12 protein-coding genes are annotated in these 21,624 nt (G+C 33.4%); 8 read left to right on the top strand and 4 right to left on the bottom strand.

Annotation, left to right across the window (positions count from 1 at the left end; genetic code table 11):
• Window positions 1–72: 72 nt before the first annotated feature.
• On the bottom strand, window positions 73–1,554 hold the full coding sequence (nhaC, locus tag ACWNT5_RS11015) for a Na+/H+ antiporter NhaC (protein ID WP_456517354.1): 1,482 nt from the start codon (window positions 1,552–1,554) through the stop codon (window positions 73–75).
• 1,042 nt (window positions 1,555–2,596) lie between these two features.
• Between nhaC and ACWNT5_RS11010 the strand changes: the two genes are divergently transcribed.
• Window positions 2,597–3,229, top strand: coding sequence for a CPBP family intramembrane glutamic endopeptidase (locus tag ACWNT5_RS11010; protein ID WP_456517353.1), 633 nt, complete (start codon window positions 2,597–2,599; stop codon window positions 3,227–3,229).
• On the opposite strand, the gene ACWNT5_RS11005 is transcribed toward ACWNT5_RS11010, so the two are convergent.
• The 3 genes from ACWNT5_RS11005 to ACWNT5_RS10995 all read right to left on the bottom strand — a co-directional run bounded on the left by ACWNT5_RS11005 (window position 3,226) and on the right by ACWNT5_RS10995 (window position 5,202).
• On the bottom strand, window positions 3,226–3,798 hold the full coding sequence (locus ACWNT5_RS11005) for a non-canonical purine NTP diphosphatase (protein ID WP_456517352.1): 573 nt from the start codon (window positions 3,796–3,798) through the stop codon (window positions 3,226–3,228). The genes ACWNT5_RS11010 and ACWNT5_RS11005 overlap by 4 nt on opposite strands.
• Window positions 3,799–3,929: 131 nt before the next feature.
• A complete protein-coding gene (locus ACWNT5_RS11000) occupies window positions 3,930–4,454 on the bottom strand; it encodes a KdsC family phosphatase (protein WP_299600343.1) in 525 nt (174 codons plus the stop codon).
• Window positions 4,438–5,202, bottom strand: coding sequence for a Rossmann-like and DUF2520 domain-containing protein (locus ACWNT5_RS10995; RefSeq protein ID WP_299901745.1), 765 nt, complete (start codon window positions 5,200–5,202; stop codon window positions 4,438–4,440). Before ACWNT5_RS10995 ends, ACWNT5_RS11000 begins: the two co-directional genes overlap by 17 nt.
• Window positions 5,203–5,335: 133 nt before the next feature.
• Here ACWNT5_RS10995 and ccsA point away from each other — a divergent pair, with 133 nt between their 5' ends.
• The 7 genes from ccsA to ACWNT5_RS10960 all read left to right on the top strand — a co-directional run bounded on the left by ccsA (window position 5,336) and on the right by ACWNT5_RS10960 (window position 21,563).
• Window positions 5,336–8,497 carry a cytochrome c biogenesis protein CcsA gene (gene ccsA, locus ACWNT5_RS10990; RefSeq protein WP_456517351.1) on the top strand — a complete coding sequence of 1,054 codons (3,162 nt, stop codon included), beginning with the start codon at window positions 5,336–5,338 and terminating at the stop codon, window positions 8,495–8,497.
• 144 nt (window positions 8,498–8,641) lie between these two features.
• On the top strand, window positions 8,642–10,222 hold the full coding sequence (locus ACWNT5_RS10985) for a solute:sodium symporter family transporter (protein WP_299600352.1): 1,581 nt from the start codon (window positions 8,642–8,644) through the stop codon (window positions 10,220–10,222).
• Entirely contained in the window at window positions 10,223–13,030 is a 2,808-nt protein-coding gene (locus ACWNT5_RS10980; protein WP_456517350.1) for a triple tyrosine motif-containing protein, read from the top strand.
• A gap of 255 nt (window positions 13,031–13,285) precedes the next feature.
• Window positions 13,286–16,303 carry a SusC/RagA family TonB-linked outer membrane protein gene (locus ACWNT5_RS10975; protein WP_456517349.1) on the top strand — a complete coding sequence of 1,006 codons (3,018 nt, stop codon included), beginning with the start codon at window positions 13,286–13,288 and terminating at the stop codon, window positions 16,301–16,303.
• A 39-nt stretch (window positions 16,304–16,342) separates the two neighbouring features.
• Entirely contained in the window at window positions 16,343–17,779 is a 1,437-nt protein-coding gene (locus ACWNT5_RS10970; RefSeq protein WP_456517348.1) for a RagB/SusD family nutrient uptake outer membrane protein, read from the top strand.
• Window positions 17,780–17,796: 17 nt separating this feature from the next.
• Window positions 17,797–19,854: a PKD domain-containing protein gene (locus ACWNT5_RS10965; RefSeq protein WP_456517347.1), complete on the top strand. Its 2,058-nt coding sequence runs from the start codon at window positions 17,797–17,799 to the stop codon at window positions 19,852–19,854.
• Window positions 19,855–19,946: 92 nt separating this feature from the next.
• Window positions 19,947–21,563 (top strand): glycoside hydrolase family 16 protein, encoded by a 1,617-nt coding sequence (locus ACWNT5_RS10960; RefSeq protein ID WP_456517346.1) that lies wholly within the window; start codon window positions 19,947–19,949, stop codon window positions 21,561–21,563.
• Window positions 21,564–21,624 lie beyond the last annotated feature (61 nt).

The following is a 21,624-nucleotide window of genomic DNA, read 5'->3' as shown; positions in this document are numbered from 1 at the left end:
AAAATAGACTCAACAACCTTATATTTTTTGGGTACATGTACTCAAAAAAAACACGATTTTACTAGTATAAAACTAACTTTTTAATTGCTTTATCTTTATTCTAAAAGCAGCAAAAAGCAACGTAGTAAAAGGACTCAACCAATTAAATATGGCAAAAAAGAAATAATCAACGACTGGTACTCCTAAAACACCACTTTGATATGCTCCACAAGTATTCCAAGGAACTAGTACAGAGGTTACAGTTCCTGAATCTTCGAGCGTTCTACTTAAATTTTCTGGAGCAAGTCCTTTATCTTTAAATGCCTGTGCATACATTCTACCAGGAACCACGATCGCTAAATATTGATCAGAGGCGGTTAGGTTTAAAGCTAAACAACTAGCTACAGTACTGGCAAAAAGACCAAATACAGAATCGAATAAACTTAATAGTGCTTTGCTAATTCTTGCTAATGCTCCGATCGCATCCATAACACCTCCAAATACCATAGCACAAACAATTAACCAAATGGTACCGAGCATACCCGACATACCTCCTGCAGTAAATAAATCGTTTAATTCTTTACTAGTAGTTTCTACAGCTGTATCTACTGTCATCGCTTTCATAACACCAATATAAGCTGAATTAAAACTCAAGGTGTCACTACCAGCGATATTCATAACGATTTCTGGTTGCGCGATAATAGCTGCTATTCCACCCAACAATGTTCCTGCTAATAAAGCAATAAGAGGTGGTGTTTTTTTGATGATTAAACCAATTACTATTATTGGTACAATAAATAACCATGGCGAAATGGTAAAAGCACTATCTATCGCTAGCAATTGTTGATCAATCTCCGGGGTTCCCGAAGTGTTTAAAGTAAAACCAATAATAATAAATACGATAAGCGTAACAATAACGGTAGGAACAGTCGTATAGGTCATATATTTTATATGAGAAAATAATTCTCCACCTGCCATTGCAGGAGCTAGGTTAGTTGTGTCGGATAAAGGAGACATTTTATCACCAAAATACGCTCCCGAGATTACAGCTCCAGCCGTCATACCTAAAGAGATTCCTAAGGTATCACCGATTCCTATTAAAGCAATACCTACGGTTGCTGAAGTAGTCCAAGAACTTCCCGTAGCGATCGATATAATTGCACAAATAACTACACAAGCAGCCAAAAATATACTAGGACTTAGAATTTGTAGACCATAATAAATCATTGTTGGTATAATACCACTAATGAGCCATGTACCAGCCAGAGATCCTACCATTAACAAAATAAGCAATGCACCTGTAGTAGATTTTACATTTCTAGCTACTTCTTCCATCATCTGTTTGTAGGATACTTTATTAAAGAAACCAACAATAGCTGCAACAGCAGCTCCTAAAAGTAAAATAAATTGATTACTACCACTTAATGCATCATCGCCGAAAGCGTAGTAAACATTGTAGAATAACATTCCTACTAAAGCAATAATTGGAATTAAAGCTTCCCAAATATTCAATTCTTTATTTTCAATAATTTCTTCGTTTTGGGGATTGGTAGGATTGATTTGCTGACTGTCCATAAATTGTATTCAAAATTTAAGAATGTAATGTTACGATATTAATATACTTTATGCAACGTAATCTTTTTGTTTCAGGATAAAAATTACTTTTCTATTCATTATTGAAATAAATTATGTTTTTTGTCGATTATATTTGTTTTTTGTCGATATTTTGTTTTATATTTGAATCATCATTTCGGTGATATATGAGTATTTAAAATACCTTTGAAATATCAAATAAGAGAATTGATTTATTAAAATATACCGAAAGAGAAAAATTGGAATTGATTGTTACGTTTTTTTGTCCCCAACAAATTTAATCCCCCTACAAGTTAAATTTGAAAATTATAAGCCTCAGAAATGAGGCTTTTTTTTGCACATATTTCAAAGTTAAATGAGCGTAAGTCTTTTTTAAGTTTTATAGGAATAAATTGATTTTTTGGATACTAAAAAATTACTTTCATCGATAAAAATGGTTTTTTATCGATATTTTGGTAAATATTGATATGTAATAATCGGTTAAATATTGATGTATCACGTAAATTTGAAGTGTGAAATAATTAAAGTTTTTATTGAATTAGTTTTAATGTTACCCCATTATAAAAAGGTTCTTCAGAACCTATCGAACTACCTTTTTTAGCCCCAAATTTATTTCGCCCCAATAGCCAATAAGCCTCGTACCCCATGAGGCTTTTTTTTATACATAAACTCTTTTCATGTTTTTCTAAAGATTGGAAACAAACTAAATGTATAGCGAATTTACTGGAAAACTGCACTTAATCGATATAAAAAAGCACTTAATCGACATTTTTAGTGTTTTTTATCGTTTATTTTCAGGTTTATATGTACTTATCCTGTATATTTGAAGTGTTGTTTAAGATTGATATAAATTAAATTTAGTTGTTAAAGTATTGTTGAATACTAATTTTAATTACCCTCAGTAATTAAATATTTTCCCAAAATTTGATTTGTTTCAAAAAAGCCTCTTGCCCGGAGGCTTTTTTATTTGTTAAAAAATAAGTTGTTTCGAATTTTATGCTGAAATTAGTACAAAATTGAAATAATGTCATCTACTTTAGCAAGAGGTTTAGAGTTACTTTTTTTATTTGTTTTACTCCCAATTAGTTTTCTGTTTAATTATCATATTTTGATAAAAGTTGGAATCACACTTGTGGGTTTCATCTATATACTTTTGCATCTTCGGAGATCAGGTCTTTTAAAGTTTAAGAAACCGAATAAACTTAATTGGAAGCCATTTTGGAAAGAAACAATCATAAAGTTAGCCATTATAATAATTGTTACAAGCCTCTATGTATTTTGGATAGCACCTGATAAACTATTTTCGGTTTTACTAAAGAAACCGGGATTATGGTTAATGATTTTATTTATTTATACGTTTTTGTCCGTATGGCCACAAGAAATTATCTATAGAACCTTTTTTTACGATAGGTACGAGGCGTTATTAAAGAACAAATGGTTATTCATATTTATTAACGCCATATTATTTTCACTAGCGCATATTTTTCTAAGAAGTTTTCTTGTGCAATTGCTTACGTTTGTTGGTGGTTTATTATTTGCATTTACGTATCAAAGAACAAAATCCACCACACTAGTATCCATAGAACATGCTATCTATGGGAATTGGCTTTTTACTGTGGGAATGGGAGATATGCTTGCGTTTCCAGGAGCGGATTAATTAGTTAAAAATTCTACTAGTTGTTTGATCGCTTTTCCTCTATGACTAATTAAATTCTTTTCACTTAAGGTTAGCTCAGCAAAAGTCTGGTCGTAACCTTCTGGTTGAAAAATTGGGTCATACCCAAAACCATGAGCTCCTTTTTTTTCAGAAATAATACTTCCTCTACAAATACCAGTAAATGTATCCATATTTTCACCAAAGACTAATGAAATTACCGTTTTAAATTGTGCTTCACGATTATCCTTATCTTTTAGATTTTCTAGCACTTTCTTCATATTGGCTTCAGCATTTTTAGATGCTCCTGCATATCTCGCAGAGTAAACACCAGGATCACCATTTAATGCCTTTATTTCTAAACCAGTATCATCGGCAAAACAATCATATCCGTAGTTCTTTTTTACATATGTTGCTTTTTGAATGGCATTACCTTCTATAGTATCAGAGGTTTCCGGAATTTCTTCGGTACATCCAATTTCTGAAAGTCCTATTAACGTAATATGACTTGGTAATAATTTTTGTACCTCTTTTAATTTATTGAGATTGTTAGTAGCGAATACTAATTTCACAGCTTTAATTTTTAAATTATCGATGGTTCAATGGTTTAGAAAAGAACTCATCATACTATTGGTTAAGTTAAAATCATTGATAGTCTTGCTTATTGAGCAGTTCTAAATATTATTAATTTCAATTCTATTGGCTAAGCTTTTGCATTGTAATTTTGGATCCATTTCCCTTGAACTTTCAGGACTTGTTCGATAACATCTCGAACGCATCCTTTTCCACCTTTTTTAAAAGAAACGTATTTCGAAATTTCTTTAACTTCGGCTACAGCGTCCTGAGGACATGTGGGTAGTCCTACCATTTCCATAACAGGTAGGTCTGGAATATCATCACCCATATATAATACATTTTCTAACTTGATGTTTTTTCTGTTCATATATTCTTTTAGCTGCTCTATTTTATGGTGAGCACCTAAATAAATATCTGTGATTTCTAATCCTTCCAGTCTTTTTCTAACCCCTTCATTTTTTCCTCCAGAAATTATACATAAATTGAAACCTTGACGTACAGCAGCTTTTAATGCATAACCATCTTTGACGTTCATTGTTCTTAATAATTCCCCTTCTGTATTGATGATAACATTTCCATCGGTGAGAACACCATCTACATCGAAAATAAATGTAGTAATATGCTGTAAATATTCTTTATAACTTTTTTCCATATTTAATTTGTATTGCTTCTGTAAGCGCGGTATATAATTGTTTTTGAGAGTCGTTGTTTAAGAGCTTTAAATGCCTGTTAATGGTCTGTATATCATTGCGTATCGCAGGTCCTGTTTGAGCATTATCCGGATTCATTTCTGTTATTTTATTCGCAGTCTCTTGAATTAGCGGATGTAATATTTCAAACGGAACATCATTTTCTTTGCATATATCATTTCCCAAAGAAAATAGATAATTGGTAAAATTGTTTACAAAAACAGCGGCAACGTGTAATGTGTTTCGCTGATCAGAACTTATTTCATAAACTTTTTTTGATAGTTGAGAAGCTACATTTTTTAATAGCATAAGCTCATTTTCTTCTTCAGATTCGATACAAAATGGAATACTGGTGAAATCTACCTCTTTTGTGGCACTAAATGTTTGTAAAGGATAGAAAACACCTCTAATATTCTTGTCGTTCATAAATTTCATGGGAACACTGCCAGAAGTATGGACAACTAATCGATTTTGAAATGGAAGTTGATCAGAAACTTCTACAATCGCGTCATCACTTATGGCTAATATATATAAATCCGCTTTTTTTAAATTCTGCAGATTATCGGTTACGAAAACTTCTTCTTGGTTTTCGTGAATAGGTATTCCTTTTCGGTTATAACATTGTATGACTTTCACTAAATTTAGCGGCAAAAAGGCTTCATAAAGATGTTTAGCCACGTTTCCGGCACCAAGAAGGACTATTGTAATCATTTGGCTAAAATAAGGAAGATCCTTCAAAAATTAGACAAGTTTTATAGTTCTGTTAAAAGGATCAAAATAGGAATGTGATCGTATACAATTATCCTTTCAAAAACATTAAATTTGCCGAGCTAAAAAAGTTACAATGCAAAAGAGATTAGCAAGTATTTTATTTTCTACAAGATTAATGGCAATTCTGTTTATAATTTTCGCTGTTGCTATGGCAGTGGGTACATTTTTAGAGGATGGCTATGGAACAACAGCAGCAAGGATTTGGATATATAATACTTGGTGGTTTGAAGCAATTATGGCCTTTTTTATGATTAATTTTTGCGGGAATATTGTTCGTTATCAATTATATAAGAAAGAGAAGTGGGCAACATTGCTTTTACATCTTTCTTTTATTTTGATTCTCTTAGGAGCTTTTATCACAAGATATATTAGTTATGAAGGTGTGATGCCTATAAGAGAGGGAGAAACTACTTCAGAATTTCTTTCAGAAAGAACTTACCTAACTATTTTTTTGGACGGTGAAATAAATGGAGAGCCAAGAAGAAGACCTCTTTCTGAGCAATTAGAACTTACAGAAGCAACAAATAACCATTTTGTTATAAATACCGATTATAACAAGCAGCCTGTTACGATAACCTATAAAGATTATATCACTGGCGCAGAAATGGGCTTAGTAGAAACAGAAGAAGGTGATAATTATCTAAAGATCGTGGAAGCAGGTGATGGAAGCAGACATGAGCATTACTTAAAAGAAGGGGAGGTTTCTAACATACACAATATTTTAGTAGCTTTTAATGTACCTACAAAAGGAGCTATTAACATTACTTATAAGGACGATGAGTATTATATAGAATCTCCTTTTGATGGTTCATTTTTGAGAATGGCTGATCAAAAACAAGGTTTGGTAGTTAAAGATAGTCTACAGCCCTTAATGTTAAGGTCATTGTATCAAACAGCAGGAATGCAGTTTGTAATTCCTGATCCGGTAATTACTGGGATATACGATGTAGTTCCTATCGAAGTAAAAGACAAAGGACAACAAGATGCGTTAATTTTGGATGTTACTACTAAGGGAGAAACAAAAGAGGTGAAATTGCTAGGAGGAAAAGGATATGCTAATGATATGCAAAAAGTTTCTCTTGGTGGTTTGGATATGTATTTTAGCTATGGATCGAAGCGATTGGAGCTACCTTTTGCTTTAAAACTTAATGATTTCATTGCTGAGAAACAGCCAGGAACTCAAAAGGTGTATAAGTCATTTATGAGCAAGGTTGATATTGTAGAAGAAAATAAAACTCCAGAGCCTTATGATATCTATATGAATCATGTATTGGATCATAAAGGATATCGTTTTTTTCAGGCATCTTTTGAACCAGATGAGAAAACTACGATATTGTCTGTAAGTCATGATTATTGGGGTACTATGATAACCTATGCTGGATATTTGCTATTATATCTTGGGCTCATGTTAATTTTATTTACAAGAGGATCTAGATTTAAAGATCTTGAGAAGATGTTGAATAAGGTAAAGTCGAAAAAGAAAAATTTAGCTATCCTACTAGCATTGGTGACCAGTAGTTTTTCTTTTGCTCAAGAACAAATAGACCATGTAAATCATTTGCAAACGCTACCGAGTAAAGCGAAACTTGATTCTATTATTAAGGCAAATGCTGTAAGCAAGGAACATGCTGCAAAATTTGGAAGTATTGTTATTCAGGACGAGCGTGGTAGAATGAAACCTGTAAATACATTTTCTTCAGAGTTACTTCGAAAATTAAGTAAAAAAGATACTTATGAAGGATTAACGGCGGACCAAGTATTTGTTTCCATGATAGAGAATCCATTTATATGGTATAGCATTCCGATTATTGAGATTCAACGAGAAAATGATAGTTTGCGTAAGATTTTAGGAGTTTCTAAATCAGAAAGAAGAGTGTCTCTAATTGACTTGGTAGAGCAAGATGGATCGTATAAATTAGATCCTTACTTAGAAAAAGCAAGTAGTACAAGTACACCGAGTAGTTTTGAAAAAGACTTTTTGAAAACCCATGATAAGTTTTATTTATTAAATCAAGCGTTAGGTGGCGGTATTCTTAGAATATTTCCTGTACCAAATGACGAAGGTAATAAATGGGTTTCTGTACCTCAATTAAATGAGTATAAGTTTACGGGGATGGATTCTGTATACACTAAACAGATCATTCCAATCTACATACAGTCATTACAGGAAGCAAGAAAAACAGGAGATTATAGCAAACCAGAACAGTATATAGAAAGTATTAAATCATTCCAGAATAAGTTTGGAAGTGAAGTAATGCCAAAAGACGAAAAGATACAAGCGGAAATAGCTCTTAATAAATACGATATTTTTAGAACTTTATATCGCTATTATGGATTAACAAGTGTCTTATTCATTTTAATCATCATTTTTGGAATATTTTTCCACAAGAATAAGTTCGTAAAGTTCTTAATACAGGTTTTTACAGGAATTACCGTACTTATTTTTATGATTCACACTTCTGGTTTAATTATTAGATGGTATGTTTCAGGTCATGCTCCTTGGAGTGATGCTTACGAATCCATGATATATGTCGCTTGGGCTACTATGGCTTTAGGATTGGCATTTGGTAAGAAAAGTAGTCTTACTGTAGCTGCAACCGCTTTTGTAGCTGCAATTATACTATTTTTTGCACACGAGAACTGGACAGATCCTGCGATCGCTAACCTACAACCGGTATTAGATTCGTATTGGGTACTAATTCATGTGTCTATTATAGTTGCTAGTTATGGACCATTCTTTGTTGGAGCAATTCTAGGAATACTCTCGCTTTTATTGATGGTATTAACCACAAAATCAAATAAAAAAAGAATGGATCTAACTATCAAAGAGATTACTATTATTAATGAAATGGCTTTAACTATAGGGTTAGTGATGTTAACCATCGGTAATTTCTTAGGTGGAATGTGGGCAAACGAAAGTTGGGGGCGTTACTGGGGATGGGATCCTAAAGAAACTTGGGCATTAGTGAGTATTATGGTATATGCTTTTGTAATACACATGAGATTAGTTCCTGGTTTAAGAGGTAGATGGTTTTTTAACTTAATGTCAGTTTTGGCCGTAGGATCGATTTTGATGACTTATTTTGGAGTGAATTTCTATCTAAAAGGGTTACATTCTTATGCTAGTGGAGATCAGGTTGTAACTCCAAGTGCTGTGTATTATAGTTTCATAGCATGGGCAGTTTTAGGAGCTTTTTCTTATTGGAGATATACAATACACTATAAGAAAGCATAATTTATAACAATTTGTATTTCATTGGGTTATTCGCAAAAAGACCTATACAAAAACTATACATTCGTATTTTTTTAATATAATCTTTAATAGTATTAAATGATAACTGATATTTTTATGGTGTTAACAAATCATTAAAATTATAAAATGGGTATCATTTCTTTTGTAGGTTTCACACTTTTAGTTGCGGTTATTTCTTATTTAGCTACAAGAAAAACAGACGAAACTTCTTCAGACGGTTATTTTTTAGGTGGACGTAGTTTAACAGCTGTTGTCATTGCGGGATCTTTATTATTAACCAATCTGTCTACAGAACAAATAGTAGGTTTAAATGGATCTTCTTATTCAGAAGGGATTTTGGTAATGGCATGGGAGACTTTAGCTGCTATTGCTATGGTGATCACTGCTATTTTTTTATTACCAAGATATCTTAAAGGAGGTATTACTACAGTACCCCAGTTTCTAGAAAGACGTTATGATACAACTACAAAAGCTTTTACTTCTGTACTGTTTTTGTCAGGATATGTTGTGGTTTTTTTACCGGTGGTATTGTACACAGGTTCTCTTGCTATCACTACTATGTTCAATGTTCCAGAAATGTTAGGGGTTTCTAAAGATACATCTATTTGGATTTGTGTTTTCGGTATTGGAATTATAGGATCCATTTATGCAATTTTTGGAGGACTAAAAGCAGTGGCAGTTTCGGATACAATTAATGCAGTTGGATTATTAATAGGGGGTATTATGATTCCTGTTTTTGGATTACTAGAAATAGGAGAAGGAAGTATTACTGAAGGGATTAGTGTTCTTATGACATCTCATCCAGAAAAATTTAATGCAGTTGGTTCAAATGAATCATCAATTCCTTTTGCAACTATTTTTACAGGAATGATGTTAGTTCAGTTATTTTATTGGGGAACTAATCAGGCTATTATACAAAGAGCATTAGGAGCAAAAAATTTAAAAGAAGGGCAAAAAGGACTATTATTAGGATCTTTTATAAAAATACTAGGGCCAATTATTGTGGTATTACCAGGAATAATCGCTTTTCATATTTTTAAAGGAGAGCTCACTACTGCAGATGAAGCTTATCCAAAGTTAGTTAGCCGAGTATTGCCTCTTTCTTTAGTTGGTTTCTTTGCTGCAGTATTATTTGGAGCGATCTTGAGTTCTTTTAATAGCGCCTTAAATAGTTCCGTGACACTTTTTGGAATAGATATCTATAAAGAATATTTCAATAAAAATGCAAGTGAAAAGCAAGTGGTAAAAGCAGGAAAAAGTTTTGGTGTTGTTTTAGCAATATTAGCAATGTTAGTAGCTCCTTTTTTAGCACAAGCAGAAAGTATCTTTACGTATCTCCAGAAAATAAATGGATGTTATAGTATTCCTATTTTAACAATTATTGTTGTGGGATATCTTACTAAGAAGGTTCCTTCTATTGCTGCTAAAGTTGGTTTGGTTTCTGGAGTACTATTATATGTGCTTTATATACTTTTAGATGAGTTCGTTTTTATAAATAAAGAACTTCCTCATTTTTTACATGTGATGGCGATTCTTTTTGTGGTTAACATAATTATCATGTTAATTATTGGTAAATTGTATCCTAGAGAAGAGGCGTATGAACAGCAGTATACAAAAGAAGTAGATATTACTCCTTGGAAATATACCAAAGTGGTAGGAGCTGTCATATGTTTAATAGTGATATCTACTTACATCTATTTTAATTAATTGAGTATTAGAAAAAGCATATTTTTAATTCTATTTTATGTACTTCCGACTTTTATAGTTGGTCAGGAGTTACCTCCAATAGAGGTGTATTTGCCCGAAGTTTATGGTGCAGAAACTCAAAATTGGTCAATTTCCCAGGCTGCTAACAAGTATGTTTATATAGCCAATAATAAAGGACTGTTAGAATATAATGGAGCCAATTGGGAATTGTATCCTACACCAAATGAAACCGTAATGCGATCTGTAAAAGTAATAGGCGATCGTATTTATACGGGCTTCTATATGGATTTTGGATACTGGAAAAAAAATAACTTTGGCAAACTAGAATATTCCTCTTTAACAAAAAAACTTCAGGACAAACTTATCGAGGATGAGCAATTTTGGCATATCATTAATCAGGATGAATGGATTTTATTTCAGTCATTAAACAGAATTTATCTTTATAATACCAATACAGAGGAAATTTCATTTATAGATGCTAATCTTACTATTACCAATATATTTAATGTTAATGGAAGTATTTATTATCAGGATGTATCACACGGAATCTATAAGATAGTTAAAGGGAAACCAATACTAGTTATAGATAATCCCGAAATTATAAATGATAAAATAGTTAGTATTTCAAAATATCAGAATGAAATCATTTTACTTACTGCAACTAAAGGATTTTTTACTCTTTCCGGTGATAATATAAATAGATGGGAAATACCGTCGGATAATCTATTAGAGAATACCACAGTTTATAGTTGTACGATACTTAAAGATGGAGGTTTTGTATTGGGAACAATTTCTAAAGGAGTAATGTATTTTGATCCGAAAGGAGAGATTGTTTTTCAAATTAATCAAGCCAAAGGCTTAAGTAATAATACAGTTTTATCATCTTTTGAGGATGTAGAAGGAAACATTTGGTTAGGTTTAGATAAAGGGATTAATTGTTTAAATATAAAATCAGCGGTACAAAGTTTTTATGACGATAAAGGAGTAATAGGAACTGTTTATACAACGATCATTTTTGACGGCCATTTATACTTAGGAACAAATCAAGGCTTGTTTTATAAAAAACTTGATGAAACCGAAGAGTTTAAATTTGTAGAAGGAACCAATGGGCAAGTCTGGAATCTTTTTACGTATGATAACACATTATTTTGCGGACACGACGCTGGTACTTTTCTTATAAATAAAGGTGGTTCTAAATTGATTAGTGAAGTAGGAGGGACATGGATATTTAGAACCTTACCAAATCATCCAAATTGGTTGTTACAGGGGCATTATACGGGGCTTAGTATTTTAGAAAAAAAGAATGACAGCTGGGGACTTAAACATAAAATAGAAGGCTTTGATTATTCTGCTAGATTTTTAGAATTTTATGATGATAAGTTTTGGATTAATCATGAATATAAGGGACTTTTTCAATTAACACTTGATACTAACTTTACTAGAATACAAACAGTATCTAAAGATACGCTAACACCAAAAGGAAAGAACTCCAGAATAATAACCTACAAAGATGATTTTTTCTATGTCCATGACAAAGGTGTCTTTCACTACAATAAAAAGGAACAAAAATTTAATAAAACTAACATAATTAATGAAGCTTTTGGTGTTCAAAAAGATAATGTAGGGAGATTGGTAAAAGATAATAAAGGAGGGCTTTGGAGTTTTGCAGAAAATGAATTGAATTACATTTTTCAAAGTCAATTTTCAGAAAATTTGGATGCTAAAAAAATACCAATACCGTATACTTTGCGAAAGGAAATGATAGGTTATGAGAATATGTTGCATCTAAAAGATGATACTTACTTATTGGGTACTACAGATGGTTATATCGTGTTAGATATTTCTAAAGTTCACTCAGAAAATCATACTATTATTCTTGAGAATGTAGAAGTAAAACAAAAAGATACCGAATTTAAAAAAGTAGATATTTCTCAAGGAGATCCAGTTTTTAGATCAAACCTTAATACAATTTCTTTTTCGTATACCATCCCAGAATATGATAAATATCTCATCTCGAAGTTTCAATACAAGCTAGAAGGGTTTTATGAGGATTGGAGTGCATGGACAACAGAGACTAGTAAGGTTTTTGAGAATTTGCCTTTTGGAGAATACAAATTTGTTGTAAGAGCTAAAATTGGTAATGATGTAACTGCTGAAGAAATGATTTATGAGTTTACTATCGATAGACCATGGTATTTTTCGGTATTTGCCATTATATTATATTCAATCATGTTTTTGGCTGCTTTGTTTGCTATTAATAAAGCTTATAATCGATATTATACTAAGCAGAAAGAGAAACTGGTAGAGGAAAATAAAAAACAGTTAGAGCTTAGACAGTTAGAGAATGAGAGGGAGATAATGAAATTGAATAATGAAAAGTTAACTCAGGATATTGAAAGTAAGAATAGAGAGTTGGCGTCTTCGACAATGAGTATTATTAAAAAGAATGAAATCTTAAATACGATTAAAAAAGAACTTCAAAAATCACATCAAGAGACTAATGGTTTAAAAAATGTAGAGCGTATTATTGACAGAAATTTAAACAATAAAGACGATTGGAGACATTTTGAAGAGGCCTTTAATAATGTAGATAAAGATTTTCTAAAAAAACTAAAAGCCAAACATTCGAATTTAACGCCTCATGATTTAAGGTTTTGCACCTATTTAAGGCTCAATTTATCATCTAAAGAAATTGCACCATTATTAAATATTTCTGTGCGAAGTGTCGAAATTAAACGATATCGTTTAAGAAAAAAGTTGGAGTTAGAGCATTCAGATAGTTTGGTAAACTACATCTTAGAAATTTAAGACTACAACATCCTTAAAAATCACCTCAACATTACCTATACTCTAACGTTGTAGTACGTATACAAACTAGATTTTGTTCCGCTTTTTTCAAAAGTCTTCGAACCCTTAACAGCTATTGATTTTACTGCGTTTTATGATAAATTCATAAGATATTATTAAAAAAAACTTCTTTACTGTATGTTTTTTGTTGTGGCCTCTTATTAATGATTTCTTAACATTCGTGGCTAAATTTGAGTAATTCAAAGAAAAAAGCTTATGAAAATTGCATATTTCTTAATTGTTGTTTTTTTGACAACAATTATAAGTGCTCAAGAAATTAATGTTAATGGGAAGGTAAAAGATGCAACTGGTTTAGAATTGCCAGGTGTGAACGTAATTGTGAAAAACACATCTAATGGAGCAGTTACTGATTTTAATGGAAACTATACACTAAATAATGTTTCCATCGGAAGCACATTAGTTTTTTCGTATATCGGTTTTACAACTCAAGAAATAAAGGTAGGACAGAATTCTGAGATTAATGTAACCATGCAAGAAGATAGTCAATCTTTAGAACAAGTAATCGTTATAGGATATGGTTCTCAAACTAAAAAAGAAATTACAGGAGCGGTTTCTGTAGTTGGTTCTGAAACGATAGAAGAGTTAAACCCTGTTAGGGTAGAGCAAGCGTTGCAAGGACAAGTAGCAGGTGTAAATATTACCACACAATCAAGTTCTCCAGGAAGTGGTTCTACCATTTCTATACGTGGAATTTCTACGAATGGCGATAGTAGACCTTTGATTTTGGTAGATGGTAATGTGATAGAGGATCTAAGTGTTTTAAACCCAAATGATATAGAGAGTATTAATGTACTTAAAGATGCTACAGCAGGTATTTATGGAGTACGAGCCGCAAATGGTGTTATTCTGATAACAACAAAGTCAGGATATAAAAATACAGATCTAAAATTTGAATTGGATTCTTATGCGGGTTTTCAAGAAACGACTAGAAGATTACCCGTACTAAATGCTACAGAATATGGGGTTATTATAAACGAAGCATTTGCAGCTGGAGGAAGTACACCACCTTTTCCAAACTTTACAACATTGGGAGAAGGTACTGATTGGCAAGATGAAATTTTTAGAACCGCTGCGATTTCCAATATTAATTTTAACCTATCTGGTGGAGGAGAAAAATCTACATATGCGGGAGGAGTTTCTTATTTATCACAAGATGGGATTGTAGGTGGTTCTGATGCTAATTTTGATCGTTTTACAGGACGATTAAATTATAGTTTAGATTTTGCCAAAAACTTTAAGTTCACAACTTCCGGGATTTTTACACAAACAAATAGAAAAACTTTATTAGAAAATACATTGGGATCGGTATTGTTTAATGCCTTAAATATGGCTCCAACTTTATCTGTTAGAGACGAGAATGGAGATTTTACATTGGCGGAAGGTTTAGGAAATGAAGTTATTAATCCTGTAGCTCAGATAGAAAACACATTCAATAAGACACAAGTAAATAGAATAGGAGCTACATTTGGTCTTCGTTATGATTTTCTAAATAATTTCACAGCAGAATCGAAGTTTCAGTTTAATTATTCCGAGGTAGACGGAAAAGTATTTTCTCCAGAAGTATTTTATGGATCTGGAAAGGTATTTAATGTAGATAGAAGTAACGTTACGGAATTCAAAAATTTCTTTAGGGATTTTACTTGGGATAACTTTTTAAAGTACGAAAAGATATTTGCAGATGATCATGATGTAAAGGTATTATTAGGAATGTCAGTTTTTAAAACAACGGGAACTTTTACAAGTTTCACGGGTTTTGATATTATAGACAATTCTTATTCAAATGCTAACATTTCTCAGGCCTCTGATGTAGTAAATAATTTTCAGAATGGAGGAAATGAATTTGATAGTAGACTCTTATCATATTTTACCAGATTACAATACGGATATAAAGGAAAGTATTTATTCTCTGCCGTTTTGCGTAGGGATGGTTCTACAAAATTTGGTCCCAAAAATAAGTTCGGATATTTTCCTTCTGCTTCAGTAGGATGGGTGGTATCTGATGAATCCTTTCTGAATGATAGTAGTTGGTTAAACTTTCTAAAAATTAGAGGAAGTTATGGAGTTATAGGAAATGATAGAATCGGAGATTTTGGATTTGTTTCTTTATTAAATGGAGAAGGAGCTTACGTAATTAACGATGAGTTATTATTTGGTACTGCAATAGGACAACTTTCTAACCCAGAAATTAAGTGGGAACAACAAAAAACATTAGATATTGGTTTTGATACCAGATTTTGGGATAATAAAATCGATATCACCTTTGATTATTTCAAAAAGCGTACAGAAGATTTGTTGGTAGTGGCACCCGTTTCAGGAATTTTAGGAGTCGCTGCTCCGGGATCAGCTCCACCTATCATTAATGCAGGTATTGTGGAAAATAAAGGATATGAATTCCTGATTAGTTATAATGATCGTTTTTCTGAAAACTTCAAATTAAATGCAAGTTTCAATTTAACGACAATTGATAATGAAGTAATAGCCGTAAATAGTGATAATAGTTTTATCGCAGGAGGTTCATTTGGAGTAGGACAGGATCCTCCATCAAGAATGGAAGCCGGTAAACCTATAGGATATTTCTTCGGATTACAAACCGATGGTGTTTTTCAGAATCAAGCAGAAGTAGATGCTCATGCGACTCAGGCAAATGCAGCACCAGGAGATCTTAGATATGTAGATGTGAATGGTGATGGAGAAATTAATTCAGATGATAGAACAGATATTGGAAATCCTATCCCAGATGTAACCATGGGATTAAATATTGGTTTCGAATATAAGAATATTGACTTTACAGCATATGCATTCGCATCATTAGGTAATGATATTATCAGGAATTATGAACGTAATCAGCCCTTAGTGAACAGAAGAACAGGGTTCTTAGATCGTTGGACTGGAGAAGGATCTACTAATCAGTTTCCTAGAGTAACAACAGGTGCCAATTCTAATAATTTATTCTCAAGTTTTTACGTAGAAGATGGATCTTATCTAAGAATTCAAAATATACAATTAGGATATACTTTTTCTGATCAATATATGCAACCTATAGGTATCGATAAGTTTAGAGTATATGCTTCTATAAATAACCTATACACATTTACAGAATATCAAGGGTATGATCCGGCAGCATCTTCCGGTGCGCCTATCGGTGGAGGAATAGACCAAGGTTTTTATCCAGTACCAAGAACATATTTATTAGGTGTTAATCTTAAATTTTAGTCAAACATGAAAAAGATAAAGTATCACAAACAATTAATCATGTCCCTAGTATTAATAGGATCTGTTCTTATGGGATGTAGTGATGATTTTGTGGATGTAGCTTCAGAAGATGAGAATTCAGAAGACTTTTTTAACAGCGAAGAGGACTATCAGAGTGCTTTAATTGGGACATATGATCTATTACAGTCTACTTACATAAATGTCATGTTAGGTGAGATAGCATCCGATAATACATTGGCAGGAGGAGAAAGTGCTACAGATGTACCAGGAATACAAGAGATAGACGATATGATACATACTCCTGTAAATGCACAATTAAGAGATATTTGGAATTGGATGTATGCTGGAGTGAATAGAGCCAATTATATCATGGAGTTTCAGGATAAAACAGATTTTCCGGGAAAAGAAGAGGTGATTGCACAAACCCGTTTTCTAAGAGCTTATTATTATTTCGAATTGGTGAAATGGTTTGGAGATGTTCCTCTTGCGATAGATAAAAGAATTCTATTTGGAGAAGAAACTGAAATAGATCGCTCTCCAAAAGAAGATGTATATGTACTTATAGAAGAAGATTTGTTATTCGCTTCAGAAAATCTACCGGCAGTTCAGTCAGAAATCGGTAGAGTAACACAAGGTGCTGCAAGAGCATTACTGGGTAAAGTCTATTTGTTTCAGGATAAGTTTAGTGAAGCTGCTGATGTTTTAGACTTAGTAATTACTGGGCCATATGATTTAGTGGATGATTACGATACTATTTTTGAACAAGAAGGTGAAAATAATATAGAATCCGTTTTTGAAGTTCAGTATACAGATGTCGAAGGAGCAGGTTTTGGTTGTTTGCAGTGTAGCGAAGGGAATGTAGCAGTTGGTTTCAATGGAATTAGAAATTATTCAGGACCACTATTTGATTCTGGTTTTAGTTTTAATATACCTACTCAAGAAGTTGTGGATGCTTTCGAAGCTGGCGATATAAGGTTAGATGTTGCTATCCTGGATATTGATGCTTGGGCAGCAGCACAAGGGGCTACTTTTTCTACAGGTTTTGAGCATACAGGATATTATAATAGAAAATACATTGCACGTCAGGGAGATTTGAATACAGGAGATGCTAATCTTACCAATCCTAATAATTATAGAGCTATTCGTTTCGCAGATGTTCTATTAATGGCAGCAGAAGCACATAATAGAAAATCTCCAAGTAACGATGGTATTGCACAAACCTATTTGAATAGAGTAAGGACAAGAGCACAACTAGCGGATGTAACTGCTACAGGAACTTCGTTAACAGATGCGATCTATCAAGAAAGGAGAGTTGAGTTAGTGGGAGAAGGGCATCACTTTTTTGATTTGGTAAGAACAGGACGCGCAGCTACAGAAATAGATGGTTTCGTTACTGGAAAACATGAGGTTTTTCCAATACCATTGATAGAAATACAATTAGCAGGAAATAGATGGGAACAAAATCCAGGATACTAAAAAAAAATGATAAGAAAATGAGATTATTAAAATTTATACCAATACTAACGATACTTGCATCTATTTTTGTTGGATGTAATGATGATGATATTTCTTACGCATTTGAAGGAATATCAGCACCTACAAATGTAAATGCAGTTTTTGATATTACACAAGATGATACTGGATTAGTTTCAATCACACCAAGTGCTACAAGTGCTTCTTCTTTCGAAATATATTTTGGTGATACGGATAATGAAGAAGCTACTGTAATATCACCAGGAAGCACTGCTGAGCATATTTATCAAGAAGGAACATATACTGCTAGAGTAGTAGCTGTTGGAGCAACTGGACTAACTAGTGAGTTTTCGCAAGTAGTAGTAGTATCTTTCAGAGCACCAGAAAATTTGGTAGTAACCTTAGATCAGGATACTGTTAATCCTGCAATAGTAAGAGTGAGTGCTAGTGCAGATTTTGCTACTTTGTTTGATGTGTATTTTGGTGATGTTGAAAATGAGGAGCCAACAATAATAATGCCTGGTGAAACGGTTGAACATACCTATGAAAACCCAGGTGATTATACCGTAAGAGTAGTTGCCAGAGGTGCAGGAGCAGCTACAACAGAAACTACACAACTAGTAACCATAACAGCAGCTACAGATCCGGTAACATTGCCAATAGATTTTGAATCATTTACTATTAATTACGGATTTACAAGTTTTGGAAATGCAACTGCACAGGTTATAGATAATCCTAATCAATTGGATATTAATACTAGTGCCAGAGTTGGACAATTAACGAAACCAACAGGAGCTGAAGTATGGGCAGGAACATTTTTGCAATTAGAAAACCCAATAGATTTTTCTACTAATAAATTATTTAGAGTAAAAGTATTTGCTCCTAAAAGTGGAATTACGGTAAAACTTAAAGTTGAAAATGCAACAGATGCTAGTATTGGTTATGAAGTTGATGTTATAAATACCGTTGCTAATGAGTGGGAAGAATTAGAGTTTGATTTTAGTGCAATTGACACCAATAATGAATATCAAAAGGTGGTGATTTTCTTCGATTTTGGAGTAGCAGGTGATGATTCTGTATACTTATTTGATGATGTTACCTTAACAACAAATATGACAGCAAGTATAGAGGGAGTATGGAAACTAGCACCAGAAGCTGGGGCTTTAGGTGTTGGACCTGCTCCAGGAGATACAAGTTGGTTTGCTTGTGATGATGCATGCGTTGCTGAAAGAGCTTGTTATTATGATGACTTATATGTGTTTGACACGGATGGGACATTTAGTAATGTACTTGGTGATCAAACTTGGATAGAGGGATGGCAAGGCGGAAGTGATGCGTGTGGAACACCTGTGGCTCCTTATGATGGAAATAATGCGGCAACCTATACGTACGATCAGGCAGCAGGAACATTAACAGTAAATGGAACTGGCGCTTATATCGGTTTACCAAAGGCTAATAATCAAGGAGAACTTCCTAATGTAGCAGTGCCTTCTTCAATTACCTATAATATTTCTTTTATAGATAATAATACAATCAGTGTCATTGTAGAATCTGGAGCAGGTGTGTTTTGGCAATATAGATTAATTAGAGAAACGTATACCACGCCAATAGAAGGAGTATGGAAACTAGCACCAGAAGCAGGAGCTTTAGGGGTTGGACCAGCTCCAGGAGATACCAGTTGGTTTGCTTGTGATGATGCCTGTGTTGCAGAAAGAGCTTGTTATTATAATGATTTATATGTTTTTAGTGAAGATGGTACGTTTAGTAATGTATTAAATGGTGAATCATGGATTGAAGGATGGCAAGGCGGAGGTGACGCTTGCGGTACTCCTGTCGCACCTCATGATGGATCAAATCCAGCTACATATGCATATGATCAAAGTGCGGGCATAGTGACGATTACTGGAACGGGCGCATATATAGGTTTAGCTAAGGCAAATAATCAAGGAGAGCTTCCTAACGTAGCAGTTCCTGGAGCTATTACCTATGATGTTACATTCCCAGATACCAATACAATGTCTGTAATCGTTGAAGCAGGTTCGGGGGTATTTTGGCAATACAGACTAATACGCCTTTGATCTCTTATATCAAAAAAATAAATATCAGTTGTTTTTAGAGTTGATATAGAGGATTAGAAAGAAAAAATAAAAAGATAATAAAAGGTAATCTAATGATACAGATTTATAGAAAAATAGTAATAATAATTGTATTAGTGATTTGTGTAGGTTGTCAAGATGATGATTCGGAACTCAGTGCAATTATTCCACCTTCTAATCTTCAGATTGATGCAATCATCGAAGACGGACAAACAGGAAACGTAACTATTACACCGCAGGCTGATAACGCGTTGAATTTTCATATTTTCTTTACGCAAAACGGGGAACCCACAGTAGCATTGCCTGGAGAATCACAAACATTTAGATATACACAATCTGGTCAATATTCGGTGTTAATTACCGTGGTAGCTTTTGGGACAGGAGGGACTTCTTCTTCCCAAACGATAGAATTGGATTTGGACGTAAGGCTATTTATTGATCAAGCAACATTACAAATGATTGGTGGAGACGGAAGTAAAAGATGGGTTTGGGACCGCGGTGTAGGAGGACATTTTGGAGTAGGACCGATTACAAATGATTTTCCAGAATTCTTTTCTGCTTCGCCTAACCAATTAAATTCATGTCTCTATGATGATGTTTTGGTATTTAGTTATGACGCTAATGATAATTATACTTTCGAATTAATTACGGGCGATGCGAACCAAACTTTCATTAACTGGGCAGAGATTCCGAGGTTTTTCCCTAATGATACTCCAATTCAGTTTGTAGATGAATGTAGAGATATTACAGATCAGATAGCAACGAATAGTAGTTTCGTTATTTTCGAAAATGAAGAAGGGAAAAGAGTTATTAGTGTAGAAAATAGCACCATGTCTTACTGGTCTGGAGCTGTAGAATATGAAGTAATAGAATTAACTGCAGACAAACTAAGTATTCGAGGAATTCAGGATGTCTCTAGCGATTTTGGTGGAGGACAATTAGCATGGTATCATACTTTTGTTCCAGAAGATTCTGGATCTGGAAATGTAGGAGAACCACCATTTGATACTTTAGTATGGTCAGATGAGTTTGATGCTAATGGAGCTCCGAATCCAGCAAATTGGACATATGATTTAGGAACCGGAGATAATGGGTGGGGAAATGGAGAGTCGCAATCTTATACCGATGATCCTTCTAATGTTTTAGTCGAAGATGGAGTACTAAAAATTACAGCGAGAGCAGAAAATGGAGGATATACATCGTCTAGAATAAGAACACAAGATTTGTTTGAGTTTACCTATGGTAGAGTAGATGTTAGAGCAAAATTACCAACAGGTGGAGGAACGTGGCCTGCCATATGGATGTTAGGTGCAAATATTAACGAAGTGGGATGGCCAAATTGTGGTGAGATTGATATTATGGAACACGTAGGGAATAATCAGGATGTTGTTTCTAGTGCACTTCACTTTCCTGGAAATAGTGCAGGAAATGCAATTTTTGAAGAAACTACTGTTTCAGGTGCATCAAATGACTTTCATGTGTATAGCGTAGAATGGTCTTCAACCGAAATAGTCTTTTCTATAGACGGTACCGTATATCATACGTTTCCATATGCTAATAATTTACCTTTTTATAATAATGATTTCTTTTTGATACTAAATGTAGCAATGGGAGGAACTTTTGGAGGAACTATTGATCCTGCTTTTGTAGAATCCACAATGGAAATTGATTATGTAAGGGTTTATCAGTAAAACTAAAGTTAAAGTTAGTTTTTAAATTGTTTTTTGTGGGGAAGGCTATTTACCACATATA

Source organism: Aquimarina sp. 433, from assembly GCF_054054605.1.
The sequence above is the reverse complement of the archived record's forward strand: the minus strand, read 5'-3'. Positions and strand labels throughout refer to the sequence as shown.